Source organism: Rhodococcus sp. SBT000017, assembly GCF_003688915.1.
Classification (GTDB): domain Bacteria; phylum Actinomycetota; class Actinomycetes; order Mycobacteriales; family Mycobacteriaceae; genus Rhodococcoides.
Window position 1 is genome coordinate 2,713,067 of sequence record NZ_REFU01000001.1, and the last position, 11,675, is coordinate 2,724,741.

Annotated in this window: 11 protein-coding genes; 9 read left to right on the forward strand and 2 right to left on the reverse strand. The window is 65.2% G+C overall.

Annotation, left to right across the window (positions count from 1 at the left end; genetic code table 11):
• The first annotated feature begins 7 nt into the window (after nucleotides 1-7).
• Entirely contained in the window at nucleotides 8-1,471 is a 1,464-nt protein-coding gene (locus tag AYK61_RS12565) for a threonine/serine exporter ThrE family protein (protein ID WP_121870988.1), read from the forward strand.
• Nucleotides 1,472-1,479: 8 nt separating this feature from the next.
• Here AYK61_RS12565 and AYK61_RS12570 read toward each other — a convergent pair whose 3' ends face one another.
• Nucleotides 1,480-1,740, reverse strand: a complete 261-nt coding sequence (locus AYK61_RS12570; protein ID WP_032376226.1) for an MbtH family protein — start codon at nucleotides 1,738-1,740, stop codon at nucleotides 1,480-1,482.
• A gap of 91 nt (nucleotides 1,741-1,831) precedes the next feature.
• Nucleotides 1,832-2,641: an alpha/beta fold hydrolase gene (locus AYK61_RS12575; protein WP_121870989.1), complete on the reverse strand. Its 810-nt coding sequence runs from the start codon at nucleotides 2,639-2,641 to the stop codon at nucleotides 1,832-1,834.
• A 92-nt stretch (nucleotides 2,642-2,733) separates the two neighbouring features.
• Here AYK61_RS12575 and AYK61_RS12580 point away from each other — a divergent pair, with 92 nt between their 5' ends.
• The 8 genes from AYK61_RS12580 (at nucleotide 2,734) to AYK61_RS12615 (ending at nucleotide 11,563) form a co-directional block, all read left to right on the forward strand.
• Nucleotides 2,734-3,261 (forward strand): general stress protein CsbD, encoded by a 528-nt coding sequence (locus tag AYK61_RS12580; RefSeq protein ID WP_121870990.1) that lies wholly within the window; start codon nucleotides 2,734-2,736, stop codon nucleotides 3,259-3,261.
• A 51-nt stretch (nucleotides 3,262-3,312) separates the two neighbouring features.
• Entirely contained in the window at nucleotides 3,313-3,945 is a 633-nt protein-coding gene (locus AYK61_RS12585; RefSeq protein ID WP_259468032.1) for a hypothetical protein, read from the forward strand.
• A 213-nt stretch (nucleotides 3,946-4,158) separates the two neighbouring features.
• Nucleotides 4,159-4,782, forward strand: a complete 624-nt coding sequence (locus AYK61_RS12590; RefSeq protein WP_121870992.1) for an RNA polymerase sigma factor — start codon at nucleotides 4,159-4,161, stop codon at nucleotides 4,780-4,782.
• Nucleotides 4,775-5,260 (forward strand): hypothetical protein, encoded by a 486-nt coding sequence (locus AYK61_RS12595; RefSeq protein ID WP_121870993.1) that lies wholly within the window; start codon nucleotides 4,775-4,777, stop codon nucleotides 5,258-5,260. Before AYK61_RS12590 ends, AYK61_RS12595 begins: the two co-directional genes overlap by 8 nt.
• Before the next feature lie 14 nt (nucleotides 5,261-5,274).
• Nucleotides 5,275-6,840: a S8/S53 family peptidase gene (locus tag AYK61_RS12600; protein ID WP_121870994.1), complete on the forward strand. Its 1,566-nt coding sequence runs from the start codon at nucleotides 5,275-5,277 to the stop codon at nucleotides 6,838-6,840.
• Nucleotides 6,837-9,308 (forward strand): CHAT domain-containing protein, encoded by a 2,472-nt coding sequence (locus AYK61_RS12605; protein ID WP_121870995.1) that lies wholly within the window; start codon nucleotides 6,837-6,839, stop codon nucleotides 9,306-9,308. Before AYK61_RS12600 ends, AYK61_RS12605 begins: the two co-directional genes overlap by 4 nt.
• 87 nt (nucleotides 9,309-9,395) lie before the next feature.
• Nucleotides 9,396-10,604, forward strand: a complete 1,209-nt coding sequence (locus AYK61_RS12610) for a S8 family serine peptidase (RefSeq protein WP_121870996.1) — start codon at nucleotides 9,396-9,398, stop codon at nucleotides 10,602-10,604.
• A gap of 68 nt (nucleotides 10,605-10,672) precedes the next feature.
• A complete protein-coding gene (locus AYK61_RS12615) occupies nucleotides 10,673-11,563 on the forward strand; it encodes a serine protease (RefSeq protein WP_121870997.1) in 891 nt (296 codons plus the stop codon).
• Nucleotides 11,564-11,675 lie beyond the last annotated feature (112 nt).

An 11,675-nucleotide genomic window follows, 5' to 3' on the forward strand; every position in this document is an offset into this window, starting at 1 on the left:
GACGGTCATGACTTTCCTGCAAGACCTGACGGCTTCGCTGAGCCGTCTCACCGGTGAGCGTCGGGCCACCATCGATACGCCGACCGCAGCACCGTCGCCTCTTCGTCCGATCGATCTGACCGACGATGCGTCGGTTGCGGAGGTCCTGGACCTCGCGGTTCGCGTCGGCGAGGTGTTGTTGGCCTCGGGCACTTCGGCGGTGGACACGGCGACGCAGGTGCAGTTCATCGCCGCGACGTACGGCCTCGCGCGGTGCGATGTCGACGTCACGTACAACTCGATCACTCTCAGTGCACATCGCGGCCCGACGCGTCCTCCGGCGTCGACGATGCGCATCGTGCATTACCGGTCGATGGACTTCACGCGACTGGCCGAGGTGGACCGTCTCATTCGCGCCGTGCGCGTGAAGATGGTGCCGCCGAGTGCCGCGCTGGAGCGACTCGACGAGATCACCAAGGCCCCACACCCCTACAACCGGTGGATCGCGACTCTGGCGTGGGCCGGCATGGCTGCGGCCATCAGTGTGTTGCTCGGCGGTGGCGCTCTGGTCGCTGTGGTCAGCTTCCTCACGACCATGGTGATCGACCGCATCGGACGCGTCCTCAACCGGGCCGGTCTGCCGTTCTTCTTTCAGCAGGTTGTCGGCGGCTTCGTGGCGGCAACACCGGCGATCACGCTGTACAACTTCCAGGACCAGCTCAACATCGATATTTCGCCGTCACAGGTCATCGCGGCCGGTGTGGTCGTGCTGCTGTCGGGTCTCTCGCTCGTCGGCTCGGTGCAAGACGCGATCACCGGTGCCCCGATCACCGCGTCGGCGAGGTTCTTCGAGGTGTTGATGATGACCGGCGGCATCATTGCCGGCGTCGCGACCTCCCTGCGGATTGCAGCGTTGATCGGCAGCGATCTACCCCAGATCAGCAACTTGGCACCGCCGGACATCCTGCAGGTCCCCACGAAGGTGATCGCAGGCGCTGCAGCATCGCTGTTCTATGCACTTGCCTGCTACGCCGAGCAACGCGCGCTGACGGCTGCCTTCATGGGCGGTTTCGCCGGCTCCCTCGTCTACCTGCTGTCGCAGACGCTCAACGTGGGTCCGATCATCGCCTCGGCCATCGCTGCTGTCGTCGTCGGATTCGCCGGTGGTCTGCTGGCCCGTCGTGCACTCATTCCGCCGTTGATCGTCGCCGTTGCGGGCATCACGCCGTTGCTGCCGGGCCTCTCTCTGTATCGCGGTCTGTATGCGATCCTGAACGACCAACTACTGCTGGGAATCAGCTCTCTGTTCGCAGCGTTCGGCGTCGGCTGTGGCCTGGCGGCAGGCGTGACCCTGGGTGAGTGGGGTGCCCGCACGCTACGACGGCCGCGCATCCTGGCCCGTACCGAGGAAGTGCTGCGTCCGACGCTTCGTCGCATAGAAGTACCGCGCCGACCGACTGTTCGTCGGCGGCGCGGCACGGGTACTTCGTAGAGCGGAGCTCAGGCCTCGGCGCTGGGGGTTCCCTCGGCAGAGGCGCGTGCAGCAGCGTCGGCTTCCATGGCCTCACGCAGGCTACGCGGACGCATGTCGGTCCAGTTCTTCTCGACGTACTCCAGGCAAGCGGCGCGGGTGTCTTCACCGAAGACGACACGCCATCCCTGGGGGACCTCGGAGAACGTCGGCCACAGCGAATGCTGGTCTTCGTCGTTGACCAGCACGAAGAAGCGTCCGTCTTCGTCATCGAACGGGTTGGTACTCATCTCGCCTCACTCGTCGCAAACGTTTGATTGGTACGTGATGCACCGTGAAGTGCACCACGACCCTAGCAACGCGGGTGTCTGCCCGGTGCCGTCAGGCCTTCAGAAAGCCGAGCAGTTCCGCATTGACTGCTTCGGGGCGCTCGAGATATCCGTAGTGGCCGGCATCCGCTATCTCCACGTAACGGGCACCGGGGATGGCGTCGGCCAACTCCTTGCCCAGGTACGGCGGGATCATCCGATCGTCGGCGAATCCGACCGACAGGCACGGCACCGCCACGCCGCGGTACGCCGCAGTTCGATCGAAATCGTCCTCCATGCCCAGCTGAGCACGCACTCCGGCGGACGGCGAGGAGGCAGAGAACTCGAACAGGTCCAGCCAGTCGCGTGCCCCGCGGGAATCACGCAACGTGGCAGGCGACAGGTTCATCACCGCTGTCACCGCGGCCGAGTAGGTGCCGGGAAGCTCGACACGCTTGTCGTACAGCGCTCGTTCGCCGTGGGCGAGAGTCTTCTGGAATTCGTCGACCCGGGCGTGGCCGGCGAGGAACACGGCTTTGCGAACCAAGTCGGGCCTGCTCAGAGCAAGTTCCTGCGCGACGCGTGAGCCCATCGACGTTCCGACGACATAGGCCTTCTCGTCGCCGTTGCGGACGAGCTCGATCAGGCCCGCGGTGTCTGCGACCATGTCCTCCATGGTGATGCCGTGCGCGCTCTCCGACGACGGAGCGATGCCGCGATTGTCGAACGTGCACACCCGGTAACCCGCTGCTGTGAGAGCGGGCACCTGATGCAGCTCCCACACACGACCGGGGCTGCCGGTGCCCATGATCAGAACTACCAGGTCTCCACTGCCCTTGACCTGGTAGTTCACGTCGATGCCGTTGATCTTGGCGATAGGCATACGTCTCCTCACTGCTGATGTGTTCGTCGGCGATCGTATCGTTCGGCACCGACGCGGGGTTACTCGAACAGCCAGTGGGTACCTGGTGTTACATGACTGACGAGAACGTAGCTGGCGAAGCACGCAAGGGATTGCTCGACGGAATCAAGGGCAAGGCCAAAGAGGTCGTGGGCGCGGTGACCGGCAACGACTCGTTGACAGCCGAGGGCCAATTGCAGGCCGCTCAGGCCCGTGAACACAAGGAAGCACAGGCCACGGAGCGCGTCGCCGAGGCGCAAGCCACCGAAGCCGCCGAGGAGCTGGCGGACGTTCGCACGGCAGCCGAAAGCCGCCGGGAGGCCGCAGAGGAGAATGCCGCGGTCACCGAGGCGCAGGCAGATCGGGTGCGTGAGACGCAGGTGGTCGCGGCCGAGCAGAACAAGCGCGAGACAGTAGCGCAGGAACGCGCTGCCGCGGAGGTCGACGCGACCGCCGAGCAGATCGAGGCCGACGAGGACCGACGTATCGAGCAGGCTGCCGCGGACTCCGACGAGATGGTGGCCGCACAGAAGCACCAGGAAGCACTTCGTCAGGCCGAAGCCGATCGCAAGAAGGCCGAAGAGCTCCGCAACCAGGCCTGACCCACTACCGCAAAACAGGAGTTTCGTTATATGAGTGTCCTAGCCATACCGATGACCATTCTTCGCATTCAGTACAAGATCGCTCGAATTCCGTTGCAGCTCATCGAGACCAGGGTGGTCGAGAAGATGAATGCGGAATCACCCGCGCGCCTGGTGTACGAGCACACGCTCGGTTCACTGGACCGCGCTGTCGGGAACCTGTTGGGAGACAAGGGCCTCGCCGATCGCGGTGAGACTCTCGTCGACAGCACCGAGAACCGGGCCGAGGCAGCGCGCCTCGACGCCGAGGCTCGGGCCAAGAAGGTCGCAGCCGACGACGAACTGAAGGTGGCTCGCGAGACCGCCGAGAAGGATCGCCGCGCAGCCGACGCCGCAGCTCAAGAAGCCGCACGTGACGCCCGCCAGGAGGCCGAGCACCGCAAGCGCGAGGCCGCACAGGACGCCGAGCGCAAGGCTGCTGCGGACAAGAAGAAGGCCGACGAGCAGGCCGCTGCCACCGCAAAGGCCGCCGAGGATCGCAAGAAGGCTCAGCAAGCTCAGGTCGACAAGCAGGAAAAGCTGGCCGCAGCGCCGTCCGAGGCCGAATTGGCCGAGGCCGCTGAGCGTTCCGACGAAGCCGCCGCCAAGAAGGACGAGGCGGAGCGCATCGAGAAGCTGTTCATCGCGGAGAAGAGCAAGGACTGACGCTCAGCTCCCCAACAGACACGAAGGTCGCCCCATCGATGAATCGGTGGGGCGATCTTCGTTGTCCGCAGTTAGCACCTCTAATTTGCTTCTCTCACAACACTTCTCGAGATCGACCGAAAACAAGCGCTGGTCCGCGGACAGGTGTATCAATAGAGCACCATCGCACTCCTGTGCAATGTGACCGTAGTAGAAGCCAGGGACGGGGGTCCCATGGAGTGCAGCGCTGCCCTGACCGAGCCGAGCGCCGAACACGACGAGCCGACCGACGATCGAATGCTGTGGGCCACCGCAGGCGATCTGTTCGGTGATTGGCGCGACCGAGGCGATGCCGCCCCGTTCGAGCAGTTGGTCCGACTCCTCACGCCGGTCCTCTGGCAGGTGGTCCGAGCAGCGGGAACCGACGAAGAACAAGCACGGGACGTCTTGCAGACGGTGTGGCTGACCCTCGTCCGTTGTCCCGATTCGGTGCGTGACAACCGAGCCGTCGGCCACTGGCTCGTGGTCTCCGCGCGTCGCGAATCGTGGCGCGTGGTGGGCCGCGACAGACGTTCTGTGGCGCTGGACCCAGCCCGAGTACCCGAGCCCGAACCAGGTTCCTCTGCCGAAATCGAAGCTCTGCAGGTGTCCGATACCCAGGTGCTGTGGCTCGCTGTGAGCCGATTGTCGGCCCGATGCCAACGGCTGGCGCGCGTTGCGGCCAGCCTGGAGCTGACCGACTACAAGTCGCTCGCCGCGGACCTGGGACTCGCTGTCGGCAGTGTCGGTGTGATCCGTCGCCGGTGCCTCGACGCCTTGCGTGCCGACCTCGAGCAGCAGGGAGTGACCGGTGCCTGAAGACAACAGCCCGCGGTCGGCCGACTCCGCGATTCTCGAACGGCTGGGCCGAATGTGGCAGGACGCCGATCCCCCACCGCCCGGGCTCGCCGACGATCTGGTGGCGTTCGTCGCGGCGGCTCGGGTGGAGTCCGAATGGGCAGAAATGCACCTGGTGATGTCCGACGACCTTGCCGGAGTCCGAGCGGCCTCGGACACCAAGACCCTCGAGTTCGAGCTGGGAGCCATCGCACTGCTGGTGCGAGTCGCCCCGGAGTCGTCCACGACCGGACGGATCGACGGCTGGCTGACGATCGAGGACGCCGATATGCCCACGGGTACGTTCGTCACCCTCGTCGCCGACGACGGTGACCGCACGACGCACGTCGACGACGCCGGCCGATTCGAGTTCTCCGGCGTCCGCGAAAGCCCTTGGCGGCTTCGGTTTTCGTTCTCCGACAGCACCCAGCTGATCCAGACACCTCATCGACAGTGGTAGAAAGGCCGACGACTATGGCGAATGACGAGCCGGTGGAGAGTTGGAAGCGGATTCCTCGGGTGGCGGTCGGCATGCCGGGCAACCCGGATGAGATCGGTTCCCAGAGTCCGACGCTGTATGTGCGCGACACTGTTCTGGTGTCGTACAGTTCCACCGAAAACCGCGATCCCACAGACGTTCTCGCCGAGGTGGCCGGACATTTCGGCTGGCTGCTCGACAGAAGCTCGCGTGACGATCGGCTACCGATCTCGGTTCGCTACCCGGATCCCTACGACGAGGACGCCGAGTCCGAGCGGATCGTCGAACGCGTCTTTCTCGTGGCCACCGGGGATTCGGTGGCACCGATCGTCGACGCTGCGGCATTCGTCCGCACGTTCCGAGCCACCCGATCCGACGACAACGCGGTCGACGTGCAGCTCGAACATGTTCTTGCGATCGGAACTTCGCTGACCCCGTTCATGTCGCCGTTCATGAGCCCGTTCATGAGCCCCTTCATGTCACCGTTCATGTCTCCCTTCATGTCCGGCGGCTCCCCCGCCGGAATCTATGCAGTTCCCGGAGCCGGTGGCCGGATGCCCGTCGCGTACGTCGGCCCGGCACCGGTGCGACATCCGGACGATGGAATCGACGGTCGACGAGTCCGCGTCGCGATACTCGACACCGGCTGCGGTGCCCACGATTGGCTCGGTTTCGTCGCCAAGGGTGTCGATCAGAACCCGATCATCGGAATCGACGATCCCGCCACCGACCCGGAGGTCCACCCGGATCTGTTGGGCCCGTTGGACGGGCAGATGGATCCGGTCGTCGGTCACGGCACGTTCATCACCGGACTCGTCCATCAGGAGGCGCCGGACGCGGACATCCTCACCGCCAGGGTGCTCCATGCGGACGGAATCGTCTACGAGGCAGACGTTCTCGCTGCTCTGAGCGCATTGCTCGAGTACGTTCGAGCAGACGAGGCGAACCACGTCGACGTGCTCAATCTGTCACTCGGCTTCTATCACGAGGAGGAGCCCGGCTTCACGTCCTCGATCCGCGACGTCCTTGCCGCGCTTCGTCGAACAGGTGTCGTCGTGGTGGCCTCGGCCGGAAACGACGCGACGAACAGGCCCTGCTACCCCGCGGCGTTCTCCCTCGACCCGGACGAACAATCGTGGACCCCGATGATCTCGGTGGGCGCGCAGAACCCCAACGGCACCCAAGCCCTGTTCAGCAACACCGGTCACTGGGTGAACACATGGGTCTGCGGTGCCGCAGTGGTCAGCACGATGCCGGAATTCGACGCCGGAGCCATACCGTTGGCGCGACGGCAGGCAGCCGGATCCATGCAGGCACGCGAAACGTTGGACCCCGACGACTTCCTCGGCGGCTTCGGCGTGTGGAGTGGCACGTCGTTCGCCGCCCCGATCGTCGCCGGTCGAATCGCCGCGGCGCTCAGCGAATCGGCCTCCCTTCGCACCGGCGACGACCGCATCGCCACCGTCCGCGACGCGGTCGACCGCGTCCGAGCAGCGATCACCGCCGAGAACGATGCGCTCCACGCGAAATCGATCCGATCGAGACGAAACACCCCACGGTGAACTCTCCGCGAGAGTGGGTGGAGCGAGCCCAGTCGCTCATCAGCGCCGGACGCCACGACGAGGCTCGGAAGCTACTGGCGCGGGCCCGCGAGCAAGTTCCCGACGGTCGGATGCGAGCCGAGGTCATGTCGGCCACCGCGTGGGTGATGAGCGAAACGGGTGATCTGACAGGCGGGTTCGACATCTGCCGTTCCGCCCTGCGTGACGACGAATCAGGCGTCGTACGACTCGGACCGATCGGCCGGGCAATCCTGCTCGGTCGCCTCGGGGCACTCGAGGTTCGGGCAGGCAACGACGACGCGGCCCTGCCGCTCTTCGGTACTGCCGCCGACGCATTGGTCGATCACCCCGCAGCTTGTGGCCGAGTGCTGATCAACCGCGGCTACCTGCACCTTCGACGGCGGCAGCTGCCCGAGGCTGCCGTCGACCTCGACGGAGCGATGGAGTCGTTCGCTCGTGTCGGAGATGTCGTCGAGCAAGCGAAGGTTGCACACAATCGCGGCTACGTCGATCTACTGGCCGGTGACCTCGCGGGTGCGCTCGATCGAATGAACACGGCTCGAGAGACGTTGCGCCATCTCTCGTCCGCGCACCGGGCAATCTGTGACCTGGACCGCGCCGAGGTTCTCGAGGCCGCAGGAATGATCGGCGACGCGGTCGACACTCTGGAACAAGTACTGAAACTGGTCGAAGATTCCACGCAGTGGCACACCCGCGCCGAGGCGGAACTACTGCTCGCTCGCATTCTCGCCGACGAGGACTTCGACCGCGCCGCGTCTCTCGCAGCCGCAGCAGCACAGCACTTTCGCGAACACGGAAGTGACGGCTCGGCCGTGCGAGCAGATGCCGTTGCCGCTCGAATTCGGCTGCACGGTGATCTTCCGAACGGCGTCCCCGTCAGTACCCTCGAGCTGCTGGATCGCCTCGACGCGCGCCACTTGACTGCACACTCGACCGAACTGAAACTGCATGTAGCACTGAGCTTTCTGGACTCCGACGTCGACCGGGCCGAACGGTACACCGCAGACATCGAAGTCCGCACCGATGCGCCGGTGTCGACCCGCCTACTCGCTGCCCGTGTTCGGTCGGCACTCGAACGCAGACGCGGACGACCCGCCGACGCCCTGGCCCATGCGGCACAGGCGATGGACGAATTCGTCGAATGGCAAACGCACTTCGGAAATCTCGGAATGCAGGTGGCAACCCAGCGAGTGGCCACCGACGTGGTCCTTCAGGGGCTCAATGCGGCGTGGGAGACGCAGGACCCGGAGCGGATACTCGAATGGTCCGAGCGAGCCCGCGGTGCAGCGACCGCCTGGAATCCGGTGCGCGCGCCCCGCGACGACGAGATGGTTCGAGCACTCGCCGAAATCCGTTCGCTCCGTGACTCCGACGACGCCCAGGCCCACCGGCGTCGCGTCGAACTCCGCGAACAGGTGCGAGATCTCGGCTGGCGTGGATCGTCGTCCTCGGCGACCTCCCCGTCGCGACCCGATGTCGTCGACGCCCAGCGGGCACTGACGGAGTCGGACGCCGCGCTGATCACGTATTCGTGGCTCGGTGACAGGATGGTCGCCATGGTGGTGTCCGCGGGCACCCCGGCGACGTTCGACCTCGGACCGTGGACCGATATCGTCCGTGAACTATCCGGTCTTCCAGCGGATCTCGACGTGGCCGCCGCGCGTCGTGGCTCCCGCCTGCGCACGTCCGTCGAGAGGTCACTGACCAGGCGGCTGGCTGCTCTCGATCGGCTGTTGGTCGCGCCGGTCCTGGCCGATTCGATGCCTCGCCGAATCCTGTTGACGGTGCCCGGTGTCCTCGGCGGTATTCCGTGGGGCCTCCTCCCCGGCCTCGCGGCTCGTTCTCTGTCGGTTGCGGTGTCGGTGCAATGGTGGATCGGTAGCTCTGCCGACGCCGGCACTCGGGCACCGGTAGGGGTGGTGTGCGGGCCGGGCACAGCACACGGCGAACGGGAGGCCAGAGACGTGGCGCAGGCCTGGGCGGGTCGGTCACGGATCGTCACCGGCACCGATGCGACCACCGTCGCTGCGGCCGATCTCGCCGAAGCGTCGAACATCCTCCACGTCAGCGCACACGGGGGCTATTCGCGCGAACATCCGCTGTTCTCGTCGATCGCCCTGACCGACGGCCCGTGGTTCGGCCACGACGTCACTCAGCTCGCGTCGGTGCCGTCGCTCGTGGTCGTGTCCGCCTGCGAAATGGGTCGTGCGGCCGGTGAATTGGATGCGCTCGGCATGGCGCGTGCATGGCTGCACGCCGGTGCGCGATGCGTTGTCGCTGCTCCCGCGAACATCGACGACGAACGTGCCGCTGAATTCTTCCCATCCCTGCACCGAAGAATGGCGGGCGGCGAGTCCCCAGGCGATGCGCTGGCCACGCTGCGTGGTTGTGCTCCGGAATCGCCGGACCTGGGTGTCGCCGCACTGTGTTACGGAAATGCCTGGTGAACAACATCATCGAGTGATGTATCAACGACGTGGCCCGGCGCTCCTGATGGTCGTACACACCCGAACGCCCATCACCGAGGAGTGGATATGTCCACCACACTGACAGACCCGTTCACGGAGGAGCGGCTGATAATCCTCCGCGCTCCAGCACGACCGGCCATGCGAGATCTCGACGCCGGTCCGGTTGCGATGTCGGCAGAAGCAACCGCGGGAATCACGATCGACATCGACAGCAAGGTCAGCAAGTCGACGATGCGCACGATCGCGAACGATCCCACCGTCGTCGGCTTCTGCCCGTCGTTGCCGATGAAACTGATAGAGCCCGTGCCGACGCCACGACTCCACCGATCAGGTGCGGCCGCCACGACGTGGGGTATCGATGCGGTCGGCGCAACGACCTCACCGTACACAGGGTCCGGGATCACCGTCGCCGTACTCGACACCGGCATCGACTCGACTCATCCGGCCTTCTCCGGCGTGGAGCTGATCACCCGGGACTTCACCGGGGACGGCAGCGTCATCGATAAGCATGGACACGGAACTCATTGCGCTGGAACCATCTTCGGACGTGATCTGAATTCGAAGCGAATCGGCGTTGCCAGTGGCGTGAACCGCGCGCTGATCGGGAAAGTACTCGGAGCCGACGGCGGTGGCACCGACATCCTCACCCAGGCCATGATCTGGGCCCGCGACAACGGAGCACACGTCATCTCCATGTCCCTCGGCATCGACTTCCCCGGCTACGTGAACTACCTGATTCAACAGCGCGGCTACCGTACCGACGTCGCCACATCGGTAGGCCTGCAGGCCTACACCGCCAACGTCAGGCTCTTCGAGAAGCTTTCCGAGTTCCTCAACGCCGGTCTCGGACAACCACTCGTCGTTGCCGCCACCGGCAACGAAAGCGGTCGACATGCCAACCCGCCCTACGAAATCAACGTCTCACCACCGGCCGCCGCGGCCGGCATCATCGCCGTCGGCGCACTCGACAGCAGCGCGGACGGATTCGTCGTCGCACCGTTCTCGAACACTCGGGCAACGGTGTCCGCTCCGGGCGTCGGAATCGAGAGTGCTGGGCTCGGCGGCGGCACCACCACCATGAGCGGAACCAGTATGGCCACACCGCACGTCGCGGGCGTGGCGGCTCTCTGGGCCGAAAAGCTCCGAACGCAAGGGCAACTGAGTCCCCTCGTACTCCAGGCCAAGATCATCGGCGACGCCACCTGCGACCCACTCGCGCCGGGCTTCGATCCCCTGGACGTCGGTGCGGGTCTGGTTCAGGCACCGCAGTCCTGACTCGCTCCACCTTCTTTCGATACGCACCCTCACACCCATGCCCGTGTCACACCATTCGGAGGATCATCATGACCAGTACCATCCGTTCCACTGGATACATGCTCGATCGCAGCGGCATTCCCGACGATGTCCTGGAGCTACTACAGGTACTTCCCGGACAACACCAGGTCGAACTCGACCCTGCCGACGCACCGGCAGCAGCCCACTCGTCGTCCACCGAGCCCTACTGCCCGACGTGGGCAACGCACGCCGATCCTACTGTCGTACAGTCGTTCTCCGTGGAAGGAGAGACGTTCCTCGAACCACTGGTGCACGAGGAACCCAACCCTCTTCTCTACCCGATGTGCACGGTCGGCATCGTGTTCACCAGCGCAGGAAAGCGGGGTAGCGGCGTACTCGTGGGGCCGAACCTGCTTCTGACGGCCGGCCACGTCGCACCGTGGGGCGCGAGCTCGTGGAGCATGGAGTTCGTCCCCGCCTTCCGGAACGGCAACCGCCCGTACGGAAGTTCGTACGTCCAGACATACCGCGGCTACAACACGAACGACAATGTGACCGGGCACGATTACGCGATCTGCAAGTTGTTCAAGCCCCTGGGCTCGGCGCTCGGGTGGATGGGTACTGCGTCGTTCGGCAGCGAAGATCAGTACTACAACAAGCGTTACGTCTCGTCGGGGTATCCGGGCAGCTACGGTCAGCGACCGGCCGTCGAGTTGGACATGGGGATCCGCGACATCGACGACGACAGTCCGGGCCGCGAGCTCGAATTCGCCTTGCGCGCAGACCTCGGACCGGGTTGGTCCGGTGGTCCGCTCTGGCAACACACCGCCAACCCCTACGCCGTCGGTGTGCTGAGCGGAAGGGAGAAGGACGGACTCGACCCGACGCGACTCGTGTACGCCGCCGGAAGCCCCATGGTCGATCTCGTCAACTACGGTCTGGCGAACTGGCGGCCGTAGCCCACACGTTGACTCGGGCTGCTGGGAGATCCGGTCCGGATGATGCGCCGGCTCGTGATCCAGCACTCGATCAACTCTGATCAATCTCGTGGACAACCTCTTCCAGCCCCGC